The following is a 15,783-nucleotide window of genomic DNA, read 5'->3' as shown; positions in this document are numbered from 1 at the left end:
GAGACATGCCTCGTAGCCTGAAGAAGGGCCCCTTCGTCGACGGCCACCTGCAGAAGAAGGTGGACGCTCAGAACGAGAAGGGGACCAAGAACGTCATCAAGACCTGGTCCCGTCGGTCGGTCATCACGCCCGACTTCCTCGGTCACACGTTCGCCGTGCACGACGGTCGCAAGCACACGCCGGTGTTCGTCACCGAGTCGATGGTCGGCCACAAGCTCGGCGAGTTCGCTCCCACGCGGACCTTCCGCGGCCACGTGAAGGACGACAAGAAGGGTCGTCGCCGCTGACCCCCGGGTCAGTCTGGTGACGACCTGGACGGTCAAGAGACAAGAAGGCAGGACAGCAATGGAAGCCAAGGCGCAGGCGCGGTTCGTCCGTGTCACGCCCCAGAAGGCCCGGCGCGTCGTGGACCTCATCCGTGGCAAGCAGGCCTCCGAGGCCGTCGCGGTGCTGAAGTTCGCACCGCAGGCGGCGAGCGAGCCCGTCCGCAAGGTCGTGGAGAGCGCGATCGCCAACGCCCGGGTGAAGGCAGACCGTGCGAGCGAGGCGTTCGAGGAGCAGGAGCTCGTCGTGCGTGAGGCGTTCGTCGACGAGGGCCCGACCCTCAAGCGTTTCCGCCCGCGGGCCCAGGGCCGTGCGAACCGCATCCTCAAGCGCACCAGCCACATCACCGTGGTCGTCGCTCCGCGTGAGAACACGAAGGGAAGTGCCCGATAGTGGGACAGAAGGTTCACCCGCACGGGTACCGCCTCGGCATCACCACCGACCACCGGTCGCGCTGGTTCGCCGACAGCACCAAGCCCGGACAGCGGTACCGCGACTACGTCCGCGAGGACGTCCAGATCCGCAAGCTCATGAGCACCGGTCTCGAGCGCGCAGGTATCTCCAAGGTCGAGATCGAGCGCACCCGTGACCGCGTCCGCGTGGACATCCACACGGCACGCCCGGGCATCGTCATCGGCCGCCGTGGCGCCGAGGCCGACCGCATCCGCGGCGAGCTCGAGAAGCTCACGGGCAAGCAGGTGCAGCTCAACATCCTCGAGGTGAAGAACGCCGAGACGGACGCGCAGCTCGTCGCTCAGGGCATCGCCGAGCAGCTCGCGAGCCGCGTCTCGTTCCGTCGTGCGATGCGCAAGGGCATCCAGTCGGCCCAGCGCGCCGGTGCCAAGGGCATCCGCGTGCAGGTCGCCGGCCGCCTCGGCGGCGCCGAGATGAGCCGGTCGGAGTTCTACCGCGAGGGTCGTGTGCCGCTGCACACGCTCCGTGCGTACATCGACTACGGCTTCTTCGAGGCCCGCACGACCTTCGGCCGCATCGGCGTGAAGGTCTGGATCTACAAGGGCGACGTCACCGAGAAGGAGTTCGCCGCGCAGCAGGCCACGGCCGCTCCGCGCCAGGGCCGTGGCGGCCCGCGCGGTGAGCGCGGCGGCGACCGTCGTGGTGGTGGCCGTCGTCCCGAGCGTTCGGCCGAGCGGACCCCCGCGTCCGAGTCGCCGGCGGCGCCCGAGCAGGCTGCTCCCGCCGCAGAGGCGAAGGCCCCTGAGACCGGAACGGAGGCCTGAGTCATGCTGATCCCGCGCAGGCTCAAGCACCGCAAGCAGCACCACCCGTCGCGTTCCGGCGCGGCGAAGGGTGGCACGCAGATCGCGTTCGGCGAGTACGGCATCCAGGCTCTCGAGCCGGCGTACGTGACGAACCGCCAGATCGAGGCTGCTCGTATCGCGATGACCCGCCACATCAAGCGTGGCGGCAAGGTCTGGATCAACATCTACCCGGACCGTCCCCTGACCAAGAAGCCTGCCGAGACCCGCATGGGTTCCGGTAAGGGTTCGCCCGAGTGGTGGGTCGCCAATGTCAAGCCGGGCCGGATCGTCTTCGAGCTGGCCGGTGTCCCGGAGGACCTGGCTCGCGAGGCGATGCGCCGCGCGATCCACAAGCTCCCGATGAAGTGCCGTTTCGTGGTGCGCGAGGGTGGTGGCAACTGATGGCAATCGGAACGAAGGGGCTCGCCCCCGTCGACCTCGACGCCATGGACGACGAGACGCTCGTCGCCGAGCTCAAGAAGGTCAAGGAGGAGCTCTTCAACCTCCGCTTCCAGTCGGCCACCGGCCAGCTGGAGAGCCACGGGCGCCTCAAGGCCGTCCGCCGCGACATCGCGCGGATCTACACGATCCTGCGTGAGCGCGAGCTCGGCATCCGTACCGCGCCGAGTGCCGAGTGAGTGAGGCTGGAATGAGCGAGAACGCAACGAACGCACCCGAGGCGGCCGAGGAGCGCGCGAACCGCAAGACGCGCCGCGGCTACGTCGTGAGCGACAAGATGGACAAGACCGTGGTGGTCGAGGTCGAGGACCGGGTCAAGCACCCGCTCTACGGCAAGGTCATCCGCCGCACGAGCAAGGTCAAGGCGCACGACGAGCAGAACTCTGCCGGCGTGGGCGACCTGGTGCTCATCATGGAGACCCGCCCGCTGTCCGCGACCAAGCGGTGGCGCCTCGCGGAGATCCTCGAGAAGGCCAAGTGATCCACCGGTCGTGACGGGCGGGCCCCGGCTCGCTCGTCACGACCGCTCTCGTGCCGCACCGCGGTGCGGCAACCAGTGAGGACAGGTCGGGCGGGTCCACCGCCCGGTCCTGGCCGGTTCACCCGCGAGGGACCCGGCACTGACAGCTATCCGTTCGGCAAGGCTCGCCTCGCGCGAGAACCGGCTCGACGACAGGAGTTCATTACATGATCCAGCAGGAGTCGCGACTTCGTGTCGCCGACAACACGGGTGCCAAGGAGATTCTCTGCATCCGTGTTCTCGGTGGCTCGGGCCGTCGCTACGCCGGAATCGGCGACGTCATCGTCGCAACCGTCAAGGACGCGATCCCGGGCGGCAACGTGAAGAAGGGCGACGTGGTCAAGGCCGTCGTCGTCCGCACCGCCAAGGAGCGCCGTCGTCCGGACGGTTCCTACATCAAGTTCGACGAGAACGCCGCCGTGATCCTCAAGAACGACGGCGAGCCGCGCGGGACGCGCATCTTCGGCCCGGTCGGGCGCGAGCTGCGCGACAAGCGGTTCATGAAGATCATCTCGCTGGCTCCGGAGGTGCTCTGACCATGGCCAAGATCAAGAAGGGCGACCTCGTCGTCGTCATCGCCGGCAAGGACAAGGGCAAGCAGGGCCGCGTCCTCGAGGTGCTCACCGACCGTGACCGCGTCATCGTCGAGGGCGTCCAGCGCGTCACCAAGCACACCAAGGTCGGCCAGTCGCAGCGCGGCACGCGGACCGGTGGGATCGAGACCGTCGAGGCCCCGATCCACATCAGCAACGTGATGGTCGTCGACCCGGAGACCAAGAAGGGCACCCGCGTCGGGTACCGCACCGAAGAGGTCGAGCGTGACGGCCGCAAGCGCACCGTGCGCGTGCGTGTCGCCAAGCGCTCCGGGAAGGACATCTGATGAGCACCGAGATCGTCGCCCCCGAGGTGCCCCGTCTGAAGCAGCGCTACCGCGAGGAGATCGTCTCCGGTCTGCGCGAGGAGTTCGGGCACGAGAACGTCAACCAGGTCGCCCGCGTCACGAAGATCGTCGTGAACATGGGTGTCGGTGACGCCGCCAAGGACTCGAAGCTCATCGAGGGCGCCATCCGCGACCTGTCCGCGATCACCGGCCAGAAGCCGCAGGTGACCAAGGCCCGCAAGTCCATCGCGCAGTTCAAGCTGCGTGAGGGCATGCCGATCGGTGCGCACGTCACGCTGCGCGGCGACCGCATGTGGGAGTTCCTGGACCGTCTCCTGTCGATCGCCCTGCCGCGCATCCGCGACTTCCGCGGCCTGTCGCCCAAGCAGTTCGACGGGCACGGCAACTACACGTTCGGTCTCACGGAGCAGTCGATGTTCCACGAGATCGACCAGGACAAGATCGACCGTGTCCGCGGTATGGACATCACGATCGTGACCACGGCGACGACCGATGACGAGGGCCGCTCCCTGCTGCGCCGTCTCGGCTTCCCCTTCAAGGAGAACTGACATGGCGAAGAAGGCCCTGATCAACAAGGCGGCCGCCAAGCCCAAGTTCGCGGTCCGCGCCTACACCCGGTGCCAGAAGTGCGGTCGTCCGCACTCGGTGTACCGCAAGTTCGGCCTGTGCCGCATCTGCGTGCGCGAGATGGCCCACCGTGGTGAGCTTCCCGGCGTCACCAAGAGCAGCTGGTAACAACTACGTCGTAGGTCCTGGCGGAGCGCGCCGCACGGCGCGCCTCCGCCCGGATACCACGTCGAGGAAGGGCTAGAGCCCGATGACGATGACCGACCCGATCGCAGACATGCTGACGCGTCTGCGGAACGCGAACTCGGCTTACCACGAGACGGTGACCATGCCGTACTCGAAGCTGAAGTCGCACATTGCCGAGATCCTCCAGGCCGAGGGCTACATCTCCGGCTGGAGCGTCGAGGACGCGACGGTGGGCAAGAACCTCACCATCCAGCTGAAGTTCGGCCCGAACCGTGAGCGCAGCCTCGCCGGCGTGCGCCGCGTGTCCAAGCCGGGCCTGCGCAAGTACGTCAAGTCCACCGAGCTGCCGAAGGTTCTCGGCGGCCTGGGCGTGGCGATCCTGTCCACGTCCTCCGGCCTGCTCACCGACAAGCAGGCCGCCACGAAGGGCGTGGGCGGCGAAGTCCTCGCCTACGTCTGGTAATCGGAAAGGAGATACGCCATGTCTCGAATCGGCAAGATCCCCGTTCCGGTTCCCGCCGGAGTGGACGTCACCATCAGCGGCGCGCTCGTGACCGTGAAGGGCCCCAAGGGCTCGCTCGAGCACCACGTGCCCGCCCCCATCCAGGTCGCCCAGGAGGACGCCACGCTCGTGGTGTCGCGCCCGGACGACGAGCGCGAGTCCCGCGCGCTGCACGGCCTCACGCGCACCCTCCTGGCGAACATCGTCGAGGGCGTGACGCAGGGCTACGAGAAGAAGCTCGAGATCGTCGGCACCGGTTACCGCGTGACGGCCAAGGGCTCGGACCTCGAGTTCGCCCTCGGCTTCAGCCACCCGGTCGTCGTGACGCCGCCCGCGGGCATCACGTTCGCGGTCGAGAGCCCGACGAAGTTCTCGGTCTCCGGCATCGACAAGCAGCAGGTCGGCGAGGTCGCAGCGAACATCCGCAAGATCCGCAAGCCCGAGCCGTACAAGGGCAAGGGTGTGCGTTACGCCGGCGAGGTCGTCCGCCGCAAGGTCGGAAAGGCTGGTAAGTAACGATGGCTCTGAAGGTTCTCGGCAAGGGCAAGGCCGTCGCGCGTCAGCGCCGCCACCTGCGCCTGCGCAAGAAGATCAAGGGGACCGCCGCTCGTCCGCGCCTCGTGGTGACGCGCTCCACGCGCCACATCACGGCCCAGGTCGTGGACGACACGATCGGTCAGACGGTTGCGTCGGCCTCGTCGCTCGAGGCGGACCTGCGTGCGCTCGACGGCGACAAGAGCGCCAAGGCCCGCAAGGTCGGCGAGCTCGTCGCCGAGCGTGCGAAGGCCAAGGGCGTCGACGCGGTCGTCTTCGACCGTGGCGGCAACAAGTACCACGGTCGGGTCGCTGCGGTCGCCGACGGCGCCCGCGAGGGCGGTCTGTCCCTGTGACGACGCCGACCATCCCCACACGGAAGCAAAGGATTCTCTGATGGCTGCAGGGCAGCGCAGCAACACCGGCGCCCCCACGGGTGCCGCCAACGAGTCGAGCGACCAGAACGCGCGCGGGGGGCGCCGCGACGACCGTCGCGGTGACCGTCGCGACGGTCGCCGTGGCGACGCAGCCGAGAAGAACGCCTTCGTCGAGCGCGTCGTCACCATCAACCGCGTCTCCAAGGTCGTCAAGGGCGGCCGCCGCTTCAGCTTCACCGCGCTGGTCGTGGTGGGCGACGGCGACGGCACCGTCGGTGTCGGCTACGGCAAGGCGAAGGAGGTGCCCGCGGCGATCGCCAAGGGTGTCGAGGAGGCCAAGAAGAACTTCTTCAAGGTCCCGCGCATCCAGGGCACCATCCCGCACCCCATCCAGGGTGAGGCCGCCGCCGGCGTCGTGTTCCTCCGCCCGGCCGCTCCCGGTACCGGTGTGATCGCCGGTGGTCCGGTGCGCGCCGTGCTGGAGTGCGCGGGCATCCACGACGTGCTGAGCAAGTCGCTCGGCTCGTCCAACGCGATCAACATCGTGCACGCGACCGTCGAGGCCCTGCGCAACCTGGAGCAGCCTGAGGCTGTCGCCGCGCGCCGTGGTCTCCCGCTCGAGGACGTGGCCCCGGCCGCGCTCCTGCGTGCCCGTGCTGCGGGGGTGAACGCCTGATGGCCAGGCTCAAGGTGACCCAGACGAAGTCCGCCATCGGCGGCAAGCAGAACCAGCGCGACACGCTGCGCACTCTGGGCCTCAAGCGGATCGGCGACACCGCCGTGAAGGAGGACCGCCCGGAGATCCGCGGCATGGTCGCGACGGTGGCGCACCTCGTCACCGTTGAGGAGGTCGAGTGACCATGGCTGAGAAGGCCACCAAGGAGACCGCCGAGGCTCCGAAGAAGAAGGCTGCTGCGAAGGCCCCCGCGAAGGCGGAGTCCGCGACTGCTGCGAAGCAGTCGGGCAAGCAGACCGAGGGTGCCGGCGGCACGCTCAAGATCCACCACCTGCGTCCGGCTCCCGGCGCCAAGAAGGCCAAGACCCGCGTGGGTCGTGGTGAGGCGTCGAAGGGTAAGACGGCGGGCCGCGGTACCAAGGGTACGAAGGCTCGTTACCAGGTTCCCGAGCGCTTCGAGGGCGGGCAGATGCCTCTGCACATGCGCCTCCCGAAGCTGCGCGGCTTCAAGAACCCGTTCCGCACCGAGTACCAGGTCGTGAACCTGGACAAGCTCGCGGCGCTGTACCCCGAGGGTGGCCAGGTCACCGTCGAGGACCTCGTCGCGAAGGGCGCGGTCCGCAAGGGCCAGCTCGTCAAGGTGCTCGGCACGGGCGAGATCACCGTCAAGCTCGAGGTCGCGGTCGACGCCCTCTCGGGCGCCGCTCGCGAGAAGATCCTCGCGGCCGGCGGTTCGGTCTCGGAGGACTGACACCCCTGGACAGGGCCGATGGCGCGCTCGCGCCGTCGGCCCTGTCCGCGTCTGGGGAGGCCCTCCCGCACGACCCGTGGTCCGTCCGGCAGCGCGCCACGGTTAGACTCTCCGACGGTTGTCTCCCCGCACCCCCGGGGTGACCGCCGTCACTCGCAGGTCCGCGGTCGGTCCGTCCGGTCGTCGGGACCGACTTGCCGTTCGACGCGGCGCTACGGCTAGGGTGCCTCTTGGCGCCGGTGCCGTGCGTCACACCTCGCCGGGCCTCCCGGCGACACGACATCCCGCCTCGGCGGGCCAGGAGGATAGGTGCTCAGCGCATTCGCCCGGGCTTTCCGGACGCCCGACCTGCGGCGCAAGCTGCTGTTCACGATCGCGATCATGGCGATCTTCCGGGTGGGGTCGTTCATCCCCACGCCGGGTGTGGACTACCCCAACGTGCAGCAGTGCATCGCGGAGACCGCCGACGGCAACGACCTGCTCGGCCTCGTCAACCTCTTCAGCGGCGGCGCACTGCTCCAGCTGTCGATCTTCGCGCTCGGCATCATGCCGTACATCACCGCGAGCATCATCGTCCAGCTGCTGCGCGTCGTGATCCCTCGCTTCGAGGCGCTCCACAAGGAGGGCCAGTCGGGCCAGGCGAAGCTGACGCAGTACACGCGCTACCTGACGATCGCGCTCGCCATCCTCCAGTCGACGACCGTCATCACGACGGCGCGCAACGGCCTGCTCTTCCAGGGCTGCTCGGTCGACGTCATCCCCGACGGCAGCTTCGTGACGATGGCGCTCATGGTCATCACCATGACCGCGGGCACCGGGCTCATCATGTGGCTCGGCGAGCTCATCACCGAGCGCGGCGTCGGCAACGGCATGTCGCTCCTCATCTTCACGTCGATCGCCGCGAGCTTCCCGACCGCGCTGTGGTCGATCGCCGGTGGTGCGAACGGCGCGACGAACTTCATCATCATGATCGCGGTCATCGTGGTCGTCATCGGCCTGGTCGTGTTCGTCGAGCAGTCCCAGCGCCGCGTGCCGGTCCAGTACGCCAAGCGCATGGTCGGGCGCCGCATGTACGGCGGCTCGAGCACGTACATCCCGATCAAGATCAACATGGCCGGCGTCATCCCGGTGATCTTCGCGGCCTCCCTGCTCGCGGTCCCGGGCCTCATCGCGCAGTTCGGCGACCAGAGCGCCGACTGGGTCATCTGGGTCAGCACGAACCTCGCCGACCCGGCCGCGCCGCTGCACATCGTGCTGTACGTGCTGATGATCCTGTTCTTCTGCTTCTTCTACACGTCGATCACGTTCAACCCGGACGAGGTCGCGGACAACATGAAGAAGTACGGCGGCTTCATCCCGGGCATCCGTGCCGGCCGGCCGACCGCCGAGTACCTCGACTACGTCATCACCCGCATCACGTCCGCGGGCTCCATCTACCTCGCGCTCGTCGCCCTGCTGCCGACGCTGGTCCTCATCGGGCTCGGCGTGAGCACGAACATCCCGTTCGGTGGCTCCTCGATCATCATCGTCGTCGGCGTCGGCCTGGAGACGGTCAAGCAGATCAACTCCCAGCTGCAGCAGCGCCACTACGAAGGGTTCCTCCGTTGAGCAACGCCACCGACGGCCAGTCCGCCGCGCGTCCCGCGCGCCTCGTCATCATGGGCCCGCAGGGCGCGGGCAAGGGGACGCAGGCCGCCCGGCTCGCCGAGCAGCTCGCCATCCCCGCGATCTCGACCGGAGACATCTTCCGGGCGAACATCAAGGGCGGCACGGAGCTCGGCCGGCTCGCGCAGGAGTACACCGCGAAGGGCGACCTGGTCCCCGACTCGGTGACGAACGCGATGGTGCGCGACCGCCTCGCCCAGGACGACGCGGCGCAGGGGTTCATCCTCGACGGCTACCCGCGCAACGCTGCCCAGGTCGTCGAGCTCGACACGATCCTCACGGACCTGGGCGTCGCCCTGGACGGCGTCGTGGAGCTCACGGCGGACCGCGACGAGCTCCTCGCCCGGCTGGCGAAGCGTGCGGAGATCGAGGGCCGCGAGGACGACACCGAGGAGGCCATCGCGCGCCGCCTCGACATCTACGCGGAGCAGACGGCACCGCTCACGTCCGCGTACGACGAGCGCGGCCTCCTCGTCCGTGTCGACGGCATCGGCGACGTCGACGAGATCACCGGGCGCATCGTCACGGCGCTGACCGCGCTCGTCGGCTGAGCGCCGGTCGTTCGTCCGTCAGGTTCTGGGGAGCAGCAGGGTGTTCGGTCGCGAGCGCATCGAGTACAAGACGCACGACCAGGTCCGGTCCATGCGCAGTGCCGGTCTCGTGGTCGCGCGAGCGCTCGAGACGGTCCGCGAGACGGTCCGTCCGGGCATGACGACGTCCGACCTGGACGCGCTCGCCGCGGCGGTGATCGCGGACGCCGGCGCGACGCCGTCGTTCCTCGGCTACGAGGGTTACCCGGCGTCGCTGTGCGTGTCGGTGAACGACGAGGTCGTGCACGGCATCCCCGGTCCGCGTGAGCTGCGCCCGGGCGACATCGTCTCCGTCGACTGCGGGGCGATCGTCGACGGCTGGCACGGCGACTCGGCCGTCTCCTTCGTCCTCGGCGAGGGCGAGCCGCGGGACGAGGCCCTCGTGGAGGCCACGCGGCGTGCGATGTGGGCGGGTATCGCCGCGCTCGCGACGAGCGAGCGGCTCGGCGACGTCGGTGCCGCGATCGAGGACTCGGTCCGGGTCTCGGGCGAGGCCGACGGCGTCTCCTACGGGATCGTCGAGGAGTACGTGGGCCACGGTATCGGCTCCGCGATGCACCAGCCGCCCGACGTCCCGAACTACCGCACGCGCGAGAAGGGCCCGCGGCTGCGCCCGGGCATGTGCCTCGCGATCGAGCCGATGCTGACGCTCGGCGACCGGTTCACCGAGGTCTGCGAGGACGACTGGACGGTCGTGACCGACGACGGTGCTCGTGCTGCGCACTGGGAGCACAGCGTCGCGATCCTCGACGAGGGGATCTGGGTCCTCACCGCACCCGACGGCGGGGCGGCCGAGCTCGCGGAGCTCGGCGTCCGTGTCGCACCGCTCGCGGCCTGAGCTCTCGGTTCGCCCGACGCGTCGGCCCGCCCCGGGCCCGGCGGGGGAGTGACGCGACGCACGGTTCCCGACGCACGCCCCGGTTTCGCGACTCTTGTCGGATGCCGTAGGATGGTCCGTCGGGTGTAGTCCGTGCACGTCGTTCAACCGGCCCCCGTCCCTCGGGACCCGGGCGACCGACCCCGCACGCGGCTCCACGCACCTCCCACGAACGGACGACCCGCGGGTCGGTCGTGCGCGGGAGTACCAGCAGTTCAGACGAGAGTTAGCGGAGGACATGGCAAAGAAGGACGGTGTCATCGAGATCGAGGGCAGCGTGGTCGAGGCCCTGCCGAACGCGATGTTCCGCGTGGAGCTGGCCAACGGTCACAAGGTTCTCGCGCACATCTCGGGCAAGATGCGCCAGCACTACATCCGGATCCTCCCCGAGGACCGGGTCGTGGTCGAGCTGAGCCCGTACGACCTGTCCCGCGGCCGGATCGTCTACCGCTACAAGTAGTCGCCACGCGTCCACCCACTCACCCGCCTCGCCACCCGGATCCCGGGACCGCTCGTCGGTCGCGCCCGGAGCGGGGCACCACTGAGGGAACGAAGATGAAGGTCAAGCCCAGCGTCAAGAAGATCTGCGACAAGTGCAAGGTGATCCGCCGGCACGGTCGCGTCATGGTGATCTGCGACAACCTGCGGCACAAGCAGCGCCAGGGCTGAGCCCGCGCCTGCGCCACGGGTGACGGTCCCTCGGGACCGCGGTCACCAGGCCGCCCGTCACGACGACGGCCGGCCACCAGCGCACCACCACGAACCTGCTCGGCACCCCGGACGCGAGTCCGGGAGGAGAACGCCACAGGCAGGGGAACCCCCGGCTCGGAGGCCGGGGCCCACGGAGCTCCCCGTGGGAGGGCGGTGCGACAGACCTCCGACGAAGCACGAGGAGCCGAAAGGCACATGGCACGTCTCATCGGCGTCGACCTCCCCCGCGACAAGCGGCTCGAGGTCGCGCTCACCTACATCTACGGCGTCGGCCGTACCCGCGCCCAGCAGACGCTGGCCGCGACCGGCATCAGCCCGGACGCGCGCGTGAAGGACCTCGGCGACGCCGAGCTCGTCGCGCTCCGCGACTACCTCGAGGGCAACTACAAGCTCGAGGGTGACCTCCGTCGTGAGGTGGCCGCCGACATCCGCCGCAAGGTCGAGATCGGCACCTACCAGGGCCTGCGTCACCGCCGCGGCCTGCCCGTGCGCGGTCAGCGCACCAAGACCAACGCGCGTACGCGCAAGGGACCCAAGCGCACCGTGGCCGGCAAGAAGAAGGCCCGCTGAGCCAGTCCGCAGGGCGGGCCCCGCTCGGGCGCTGACGTCGGCCGTACGGTCCACGTCGTCCCGGTCGGAGATCCCCGCGGTCAGACCACCTCAGACCAGGAGAGAAACGAAAGATGCCTCCCAAGACTCGCGCCGCCGCTGGGCGCAAGCCTCGCCGCAAGGACAAGAAGAACGTCCCCGCCGGCCAGGCGCACATCAAGAGCACGTTCAACAACACGATCGTGTCGATCACGGACCCGTCGGGCGCCGTGATCGCGTGGGCCTCCGGCGGCGACGTCGGCTTCAAGGGCTCGCGCAAGTCGACCCCCTTCGCCGCCGGCCTCGCGGCCGAGGCTGCTGCCCGCAAGGCGCAGGAGCACGGCATGAAGAAGGTCGACGTCTTCGTCAAGGGCCCGGGCTCCGGTCGCGAGACCGCGATCCGCTCGCTGCAGTCGGCCGGCCTCGAGGTCGGCTCGATCCAGGACGTCACGCCGCAGGCGCACAACGGGTGCCGCCCGCCCAAGCGTCGTCGCGTCTGACCCTCGTCGTCGGCGTGCCGTCGACGGGCCGCCCGGTCACCGACCGGCCGAGCCCGTCGACGGCGCCCGTCACGGGGCAGACGCCTCCTGACGGGGTCGACGCACCCTCCCGGCCGGGTGGACAGAGTCCCGGCCGGGGCCGCGTGCCGCAGGCGCGCACCTCGCCTTGAACCGTGCAGCGTCATATGGCGGACGCTCGCCGAAAGGAAACCACCAGTGCTGATCGCACAGCGCCCCACCTTGACCGAAGAGGTCATCTCGGAGAACCGTTCGCGCTTCTCCATCGAGCCGCTGGAGCCCGGCTTCGGCTACACGCTCGGCAACTCGCTGCGTCGCACGCTGCTGTCGTCCATCCCGGGCGCGGCGGTCACCTCCATCCGCATCGACGGTGTGCTCCACGAGTTCACCACCGTGCCGGGTGTGAAGGAGGACGTGACCGAGGTCATCCTCAACATCAAGAACCTCGTCGTCTCCTCGGAGAACGACGAGCCCGTCGTGATGTACCTGCGCAAGCAGGGTGCTGGTGCGGTCACCGCGGCGGACATCGTCCCGCCCGCGGGTGTGGAGGTCCACAACCCCGAGCTGCACATCGCCACGCTCAACGACAAGGGCAAGCTCGAGATCGAGCTCACCGTCGAGCGCGGCCGTGGTTACGTCTCGGCCTCGCAGAACAAGTCGTTCGACGCCGAGATCGGGCGCATCCCGGTCGACTCGATCTACTCGCCGGTCCTCAAGGTGACCTACAAGGTCGAGGCGACGCGTGTCGAGCAGCGCACGGACTTCGACAAGCTGGTCGTGGACGTCGAGACGAAGCCGGCGATCTCGCCGCGCGACGCGCTCGCGTCGGCGGGCAAGACGCTGGTGGAGCTCTTCGGCCTGGCCCGTGAGCTCAACGTCGAGGCCGAGGGCATCGAGATCGGCCCGTCGCCGACGGACGCGGCTCTCGCCGCGGACCTGGCGCTGCCGATCGAGGAGCTCAACCTCACGATCCGCTCGTACAACTGCCTCAAGCGCGAGGGCATCCACCAGGTGGGCGAGCTCGTCGCACGCAGCGAGGCGGACCTGCTGGACATCCGCAACTTCGGTGCGAAGTCCATCAACGAGGTGAAGGAGAAGCTCGCCGAGCTCGGCCTGTCCCTCAAGGACTCGCCGCTCGACTTCGACCCGTCGGCCGCCGCGTACTACGACGGCGACGACGACGAGGCGACGTTCTCGGACACCGAGCAGCAGTACTGAGCCTGCGGCTCTAGACACCTCAGCGCGTCCGGGTCCGCACCTGCGGCGCGAACACTTCCCAAGGAGCACATCCCATGCCTACCCCCGCCAAGGGCCCCCGGCTCGGCAGCGGACCGGCTCACGAGCGTCTGATGCTCGCGAACCTGTCCACCCAGCTCTTCGAGCACGGCCGCATCACGACCACCGAGACCAAGGCGAAGCGCCTGCGCCCGGTGGCCGAGCGCCTCATCACGTTCGCGAAGCGTGGCGACCTGCACGCGCGTCGTCGCGTCCTGCGCGTCGTGCGCGACAAGTCCGTCGTGCACACGCTGTTCACCGAGATCGCCCCGCAGATGGCGGAGCGTGAGGGCGGCTACACCCGCATCACGAAGGTCGGCACGCGCAAGGGCGACAACGCGCCCCTCGCCGTGATCGAGCTCGTGACCGAGCCCGTCAGCCCCAAGCAGGCCGTCGTCCGCGAGGCGGAGAAGGCCGCGGAGAAGGCGAGCAAGAAGAAGGCTGACAAGCCGGCCAAGAAGGCCGACGCGGTCGAGGACGCGCCCGTCGAGGACGCTCCCGCCGCCGTCGAGGACGCTCCCGCCGAGGACGTCCAGGACGCGCCCGTCGAGGACGCCGCCGAGGAGAAGAAGGAGGCCTGAGCCTCCTCGATCGACTCTCGGGGTCCTCCGCGACCCCACGCCGCAGGGCCCGGGACCGTACGGTCCCGGGCCCTGCGGCGTTCTGCCGTCCCGACGGCTTCCGCGTGCGTCCGGCCACGAGGGCGGCCGCGTGAGATCGACCCGCACGACCGAGATCGACCTTCAGAGGGCCGATCTCGCGACGTACGGGTCGATCTCGCGGCGGGGAGGGCCTACCGTCGAGACGTGACGAGTGTCGACTCCTCCCTGGCCGCGTGGCCGCCCGTCGTCCTCGTGCACGGGTCGCGCACGTCGCGGTCGATGTGGCGCGACCAGCTCGCGGCCCTGCGCCGTGCGGGGGTCGGCGCCCTCGCCGTGGACCTGCCGGGGCACGGGGCGCGGCGCGGCGAGGCGTTCACCCTGGACGGTGCCGTGGAGGCCGTCGCGGCCGGGATCGACGACGTGGGCGGTCGCGCGCTCGTCGTCGGTCTGTCGCTGGGCGGCTACGTCGCGATCGAGACGCGGGCGCGGCACCCCGAGCGCGTCGTCGGCCTCGTGGCTGCCGCCTGCTCGACCCCGCCTGCCACGCGGCTGCGCGGGGGCTGGCTCCTCGTCGCGCGCGGCATCGAGCGGCTGCCCGACGGCGGAGCGGGGCTCAACCAGGCGCTCGTCGACCGCGCGCTCACGCCGCAGGGCGCGGCCGACCTCGCGGCGGGCGGCTTCGCGCTCGACGTGATGAGCGCGATCCTGCGCGAGGTCGAGGCGGTCGACCCCGTGACGGCCCTCGCCGCCACGGACTCGCCCGTCTGGCTGGTCAACGGCCGGTGGGACCACTTCCGGTTCGGCGAGCGCGGCTTCGTGGAGGCGGCCCGGCGCGGGGGAGCGCCCGTGCGGCTCGTGGTCGTCCCGGGCGCTCGGCACCTCGTGAGCCTCGACGCGCCCGTCGCGTTCAACCGGGTCCTGCTCGACGCCCACCGCGCGGTCGCGACGGGTGGTCCGGCGCCCGGGGCTGATGGGCCGGCGCCCGCGGGGGTCGCGCCGCGCCGCGCCGTCGCGCGCTGAGGCGGTCAGGCCGGCGGCAGCTCCCAGGCGCGTGCCCCGCCGACGAGCGCCGCCGAGTTGGGCACGACGACGACGTCGTCGCCGAGGCGGTCGAGGACGCTCGGGGTGATCTGGCGCGAGTTCCCGCCGCCCAGGTACAGCCGGTCCCACCAGAAGACGGGCCGCAGTCCCTCGACGACCGCGAGCACGCGCCGCGACCAGAGCCCGTTGCCGAGCCGGCGCCGCTCGGGCTCGCCGACGTACTCGTCGTAGGTGGTGCCGCGGCGCACCGGTGCGCGGGACCACTCGAGGTGCGGCGCGAGCCGTCCGCCGTGGAACAGCGCCGAGCCCAGCCCCGTCCCGAGCGTCAACACGAGCTCCAGCCCCGACGCCGCCACGACGCCGGCGCCGTGCACCTCGGCGTCGTTGAGCACGAGCGCGGGCACGCCGAGGCGTGCGGCCACCGCGGCCTGGACGTCGAAGCTCGTCCAGGCCTCGAGGAGAGCCGGGTCCACGCGCGAGCGCGGGCCGCTGCGCGTGACGTAGTGCGGCGTGTGCACGACGACGCCGCGCCGGATCATGCCGGGCATGCCGACGGTGACCCGGTCGGCCGGGGGCAGCGCGGCCGCGATCTCGGCGATCGTCTCGACGAGCAGCTCCGGCGGTAGCGGGTACGGCGTCGGGACGCGGACGGCGGCGGCGTGCGCGGTGCCCGACGCGTCGAGCACGTTCGCCTTGATCCCGCCGCCGCCGCAGTCCACGGCGAGGGTGCGGACGTCTGCGCGGTCGCCGGTCATGGGCGGCAGCGTAGGCACGACGGCGAGCGCGCCGCACGGCCGGGCGACTACGGTGAACTCCCGTGAGCGACGCCCCTGCCCCCGACGCACGCCCCGACGACCCCG

The 15,783-nt window shown here is 70.1% G+C and carries 27 protein-coding genes; 26 read left to right on the top strand and 1 reads right to left on the bottom strand.

Going from position 1 to position 15,783, the window contains the following annotated elements; all coding sequences use genetic code 11:
* The first annotated feature begins 5 nt into the window (after nucleotides 1-5).
* From rpsS to A0J59_RS07970, 26 genes are all read left to right on the top strand, one after another.
* Complete coding sequence (gene rpsS / locus A0J59_RS08095; protein ID WP_047233813.1) at nucleotides 6-287, top strand: 30S ribosomal protein S19; 282 nt, start codon at nucleotides 6-8, stop codon at nucleotides 285-287.
* A 58-nt stretch (nucleotides 288-345) separates the two neighbouring features.
* Nucleotides 346-717 (top strand): 50S ribosomal protein L22, encoded by a 372-nt coding sequence (gene rplV / locus A0J59_RS08090; protein WP_021479879.1) that lies wholly within the window; start codon nucleotides 346-348, stop codon nucleotides 715-717.
* Entirely contained in the window at nucleotides 717-1,562 is an 846-nt protein-coding gene (rpsC, locus tag A0J59_RS08085) for a 30S ribosomal protein S3 (protein WP_047233814.1), read from the top strand. The genes rplV and rpsC overlap by 1 nt, the downstream gene beginning before the upstream one ends.
* A 3-nt stretch (nucleotides 1,563-1,565) precedes the next feature.
* Complete coding sequence (gene rplP, locus A0J59_RS08080) at nucleotides 1,566-1,985, top strand: 50S ribosomal protein L16 (protein WP_047233815.1); 420 nt, start codon at nucleotides 1,566-1,568, stop codon at nucleotides 1,983-1,985.
* Nucleotides 1,985-2,221: a 50S ribosomal protein L29 gene (gene rpmC, locus A0J59_RS08075; RefSeq protein ID WP_021480429.1), complete on the top strand. Its 237-nt coding sequence runs from the start codon at nucleotides 1,985-1,987 to the stop codon at nucleotides 2,219-2,221. The genes rplP and rpmC overlap by 1 nt, the downstream gene beginning before the upstream one ends.
* Before the next feature lie 11 nt (nucleotides 2,222-2,232).
* Entirely contained in the window at nucleotides 2,233-2,523 is a 291-nt protein-coding gene (rpsQ, locus tag A0J59_RS08070; RefSeq protein ID WP_047233816.1) for a 30S ribosomal protein S17, read from the top strand.
* A gap of 206 nt (nucleotides 2,524-2,729) precedes the next feature.
* Nucleotides 2,730-3,098 carry a 50S ribosomal protein L14 gene (gene rplN / locus A0J59_RS08065; protein WP_021480431.1) on the top strand — a complete coding sequence of 123 codons (369 nt, stop codon included), beginning with the start codon at nucleotides 2,730-2,732 and terminating at the stop codon, nucleotides 3,096-3,098.
* A 2-nt stretch (nucleotides 3,099-3,100) separates the two neighbouring features.
* Nucleotides 3,101-3,442: a 50S ribosomal protein L24 gene (gene rplX / locus A0J59_RS08060; protein ID WP_021480432.1), complete on the top strand. Its 342-nt coding sequence runs from the start codon at nucleotides 3,101-3,103 to the stop codon at nucleotides 3,440-3,442.
* Complete coding sequence (rplE, locus tag A0J59_RS08055; RefSeq protein ID WP_047233817.1) at nucleotides 3,442-4,011, top strand: 50S ribosomal protein L5; 570 nt, start codon at nucleotides 3,442-3,444, stop codon at nucleotides 4,009-4,011. The genes rplX and rplE overlap by 1 nt, the downstream gene beginning before the upstream one ends.
* Before the next feature lies 1 nt (nucleotide 4,012).
* Nucleotides 4,013-4,198, top strand: a complete 186-nt coding sequence (locus tag A0J59_RS08050; protein ID WP_021480434.1) for a type Z 30S ribosomal protein S14 — start codon at nucleotides 4,013-4,015, stop codon at nucleotides 4,196-4,198.
* Nucleotides 4,199-4,280: 82 nt separating this feature from the next.
* Nucleotides 4,281-4,679 carry a 30S ribosomal protein S8 gene (gene rpsH / locus A0J59_RS08045; RefSeq protein ID WP_021480435.1) on the top strand — a complete coding sequence of 133 codons (399 nt, stop codon included), beginning with the start codon at nucleotides 4,281-4,283 and terminating at the stop codon, nucleotides 4,677-4,679.
* An 18-nt stretch (nucleotides 4,680-4,697) separates the two neighbouring features.
* Nucleotides 4,698-5,234, top strand: a complete 537-nt coding sequence (gene rplF / locus A0J59_RS08040; protein ID WP_047233818.1) for a 50S ribosomal protein L6 — start codon at nucleotides 4,698-4,700, stop codon at nucleotides 5,232-5,234.
* A 2-nt stretch (nucleotides 5,235-5,236) separates the two neighbouring features.
* Nucleotides 5,237-5,608, top strand: a complete 372-nt coding sequence (gene rplR, locus A0J59_RS08035) for a 50S ribosomal protein L18 (RefSeq protein WP_047233819.1) — start codon at nucleotides 5,237-5,239, stop codon at nucleotides 5,606-5,608.
* Nucleotides 5,609-5,648: 40 nt separating this feature from the next.
* The gene (rpsE, locus tag A0J59_RS08030; protein ID WP_021480438.1) at nucleotides 5,649-6,305 is read left to right on the top strand and encodes a 30S ribosomal protein S5; all 657 of its coding nucleotides are present in this window, start codon (nucleotides 5,649-5,651) and stop codon (nucleotides 6,303-6,305) included.
* Nucleotides 6,305-6,487 (top strand): 50S ribosomal protein L30, encoded by a 183-nt coding sequence (gene rpmD, locus A0J59_RS08025; RefSeq protein WP_021480439.1) that lies wholly within the window; start codon nucleotides 6,305-6,307, stop codon nucleotides 6,485-6,487. The genes rpsE and rpmD overlap by 1 nt, the downstream gene beginning before the upstream one ends.
* 2 nt (nucleotides 6,488-6,489) lie before the next feature.
* Nucleotides 6,490-7,056 (top strand): 50S ribosomal protein L15, encoded by a 567-nt coding sequence (gene rplO / locus A0J59_RS08020; RefSeq protein ID WP_082141382.1) that lies wholly within the window; start codon nucleotides 6,490-6,492, stop codon nucleotides 7,054-7,056.
* A 309-nt stretch (nucleotides 7,057-7,365) separates the two neighbouring features.
* The gene (secY, locus tag A0J59_RS08015) at nucleotides 7,366-8,664 is read left to right on the top strand and encodes a preprotein translocase subunit SecY (protein ID WP_047233820.1); all 1,299 of its coding nucleotides are present in this window, start codon (nucleotides 7,366-7,368) and stop codon (nucleotides 8,662-8,664) included.
* A gap of 50 nt (nucleotides 8,665-8,714) precedes the next feature.
* Complete coding sequence (locus A0J59_RS08010; RefSeq protein WP_047233831.1) at nucleotides 8,715-9,272, top strand: adenylate kinase; 558 nt, start codon at nucleotides 8,715-8,717, stop codon at nucleotides 9,270-9,272.
* Nucleotides 9,273-9,312: 40 nt separating this feature from the next.
* Nucleotides 9,313-10,149 carry a type I methionyl aminopeptidase gene (map, locus tag A0J59_RS08005; protein ID WP_047233821.1) on the top strand — a complete coding sequence of 279 codons (837 nt, stop codon included), beginning with the start codon at nucleotides 9,313-9,315 and terminating at the stop codon, nucleotides 10,147-10,149.
* A 277-nt stretch (nucleotides 10,150-10,426) separates the two neighbouring features.
* Nucleotides 10,427-10,648, top strand: coding sequence for a translation initiation factor IF-1 (gene infA / locus A0J59_RS08000; protein ID WP_012867920.1), 222 nt, complete (start codon nucleotides 10,427-10,429; stop codon nucleotides 10,646-10,648).
* A gap of 95 nt (nucleotides 10,649-10,743) precedes the next feature.
* Nucleotides 10,744-10,857: a 50S ribosomal protein L36 gene (gene rpmJ, locus A0J59_RS07995; protein WP_003956441.1), complete on the top strand. Its 114-nt coding sequence runs from the start codon at nucleotides 10,744-10,746 to the stop codon at nucleotides 10,855-10,857.
* A 237-nt stretch (nucleotides 10,858-11,094) separates the two neighbouring features.
* Nucleotides 11,095-11,469, top strand: a complete 375-nt coding sequence (gene rpsM, locus A0J59_RS07990) for a 30S ribosomal protein S13 (protein WP_021479758.1) — start codon at nucleotides 11,095-11,097, stop codon at nucleotides 11,467-11,469.
* Nucleotides 11,470-11,582: 113 nt separating this feature from the next.
* Entirely contained in the window at nucleotides 11,583-11,987 is a 405-nt protein-coding gene (rpsK, locus tag A0J59_RS07985; protein WP_021479759.1) for a 30S ribosomal protein S11, read from the top strand.
* Nucleotides 11,988-12,203: 216 nt separating this feature from the next.
* Nucleotides 12,204-13,223 carry a DNA-directed RNA polymerase subunit alpha gene (locus tag A0J59_RS07980; protein ID WP_021479760.1) on the top strand — a complete coding sequence of 340 codons (1,020 nt, stop codon included), beginning with the start codon at nucleotides 12,204-12,206 and terminating at the stop codon, nucleotides 13,221-13,223.
* Nucleotides 13,224-13,297: 74 nt separating this feature from the next.
* Nucleotides 13,298-13,861, top strand: a complete 564-nt coding sequence (gene rplQ, locus A0J59_RS07975) for a 50S ribosomal protein L17 (protein ID WP_047233822.1) — start codon at nucleotides 13,298-13,300, stop codon at nucleotides 13,859-13,861.
* A 225-nt stretch (nucleotides 13,862-14,086) separates the two neighbouring features.
* The gene (locus A0J59_RS07970; protein ID WP_064315759.1) at nucleotides 14,087-14,902 is read left to right on the top strand and encodes an alpha/beta fold hydrolase; all 816 of its coding nucleotides are present in this window, start codon (nucleotides 14,087-14,089) and stop codon (nucleotides 14,900-14,902) included.
* A 5-nt stretch (nucleotides 14,903-14,907) separates the two neighbouring features.
* Here the strand turns inward: A0J59_RS07970 and A0J59_RS07965 are convergent, their stop codons facing one another.
* Nucleotides 14,908-15,678 carry an ROK family protein gene (locus A0J59_RS07965; protein ID WP_047233823.1) on the bottom strand — a complete coding sequence of 257 codons (771 nt, stop codon included), beginning with the start codon at nucleotides 15,676-15,678 and terminating at the stop codon, nucleotides 14,908-14,910.
* Nucleotides 15,679-15,783 lie beyond the last annotated feature (105 nt).

This window comes from Cellulosimicrobium sp. I38E, assembly GCF_001647255.1.
Lineage (GTDB): Bacteria > Actinomycetota > Actinomycetes > Actinomycetales > Cellulomonadaceae > Cellulosimicrobium > Cellulosimicrobium cellulans_E.
The sequence above is the reverse complement of the archived record's forward strand: the minus strand, read 5'-3'. Positions and strand labels throughout refer to the sequence as shown.

What these genes read in the sequence shown, in the direction of transcription:
- rpmD (WP_021480439.1), top strand. Translation starts at nt 6,305, where the DNA reads ATGGCCAGGCTCAAGGTGACCCAGACGAAGTCCGCCATCGGCGGCAAG.
- rplP (WP_047233815.1), top strand. Translation starts at nt 1,566, where the DNA reads ATGCTGATCCCGCGCAGGCTCAAGCACCGCAAGCAGCACCACCCGTCG.
- rplF (WP_047233818.1), top strand. Translation starts at nt 4,698, where the DNA reads ATGTCTCGAATCGGCAAGATCCCCGTTCCGGTTCCCGCCGGAGTGGAC.
- A0J59_RS08010 (WP_047233831.1), top strand. Translation starts at nt 8,715, where the DNA reads ATGGGCCCGCAGGGCGCGGGCAAGGGGACGCAGGCCGCCCGGCTCGCC.
- rplV (WP_021479879.1), top strand. Translation starts at nt 346, where the DNA reads ATGGAAGCCAAGGCGCAGGCGCGGTTCGTCCGTGTCACGCCCCAGAAG.
- rplQ (WP_047233822.1), top strand. Translation starts at nt 13,298, where the DNA reads ATGCCTACCCCCGCCAAGGGCCCCCGGCTCGGCAGCGGACCGGCTCAC.
- rpmC (WP_021480429.1), top strand. Translation starts at nt 1,985, where the DNA reads ATGGCAATCGGAACGAAGGGGCTCGCCCCCGTCGACCTCGACGCCATG.
- rplN (WP_021480431.1), top strand. Translation starts at nt 2,730, where the DNA reads ATGATCCAGCAGGAGTCGCGACTTCGTGTCGCCGACAACACGGGTGCC.
- A0J59_RS08050 (WP_021480434.1), top strand. Translation starts at nt 4,013, where the DNA reads ATGGCGAAGAAGGCCCTGATCAACAAGGCGGCCGCCAAGCCCAAGTTC.
- rpsH (WP_021480435.1), top strand. Translation starts at nt 4,281, where the DNA reads ATGACGATGACCGACCCGATCGCAGACATGCTGACGCGTCTGCGGAAC.
- rpsQ (WP_047233816.1), top strand. Translation starts at nt 2,233, where the DNA reads ATGAGCGAGAACGCAACGAACGCACCCGAGGCGGCCGAGGAGCGCGCG.
- infA (WP_012867920.1), top strand. Translation starts at nt 10,427, where the DNA reads ATGGCAAAGAAGGACGGTGTCATCGAGATCGAGGGCAGCGTGGTCGAG.
- rplR (WP_047233819.1), top strand. Translation starts at nt 5,237, where the DNA reads ATGGCTCTGAAGGTTCTCGGCAAGGGCAAGGCCGTCGCGCGTCAGCGC.
- rpsM (WP_021479758.1), top strand. Translation starts at nt 11,095, where the DNA reads ATGGCACGTCTCATCGGCGTCGACCTCCCCCGCGACAAGCGGCTCGAG.
- rpsK (WP_021479759.1), top strand. Translation starts at nt 11,583, where the DNA reads ATGCCTCCCAAGACTCGCGCCGCCGCTGGGCGCAAGCCTCGCCGCAAG.
- rpsE (WP_021480438.1), top strand. Translation starts at nt 5,649, where the DNA reads ATGGCTGCAGGGCAGCGCAGCAACACCGGCGCCCCCACGGGTGCCGCC.
- rplE (WP_047233817.1), top strand. Translation starts at nt 3,442, where the DNA reads ATGAGCACCGAGATCGTCGCCCCCGAGGTGCCCCGTCTGAAGCAGCGC.
- rpsS (WP_047233813.1), top strand. Translation starts at nt 6, where the DNA reads ATGCCTCGTAGCCTGAAGAAGGGCCCCTTCGTCGACGGCCACCTGCAG.
- rplO (WP_082141382.1), top strand. Translation starts at nt 6,490, where the DNA reads ATGGCTGAGAAGGCCACCAAGGAGACCGCCGAGGCTCCGAAGAAGAAG.
- rpmJ (WP_003956441.1), top strand. Translation starts at nt 10,744, where the DNA reads ATGAAGGTCAAGCCCAGCGTCAAGAAGATCTGCGACAAGTGCAAGGTG.
- A0J59_RS07965 (WP_047233823.1), bottom strand. Translation starts at nt 15,678, where the DNA reads ATGACCGGCGACCGCGCAGACGTCCGCACCCTCGCCGTGGACTGCGGC.
- rplX (WP_021480432.1), top strand. Translation starts at nt 3,101, where the DNA reads ATGGCCAAGATCAAGAAGGGCGACCTCGTCGTCGTCATCGCCGGCAAG.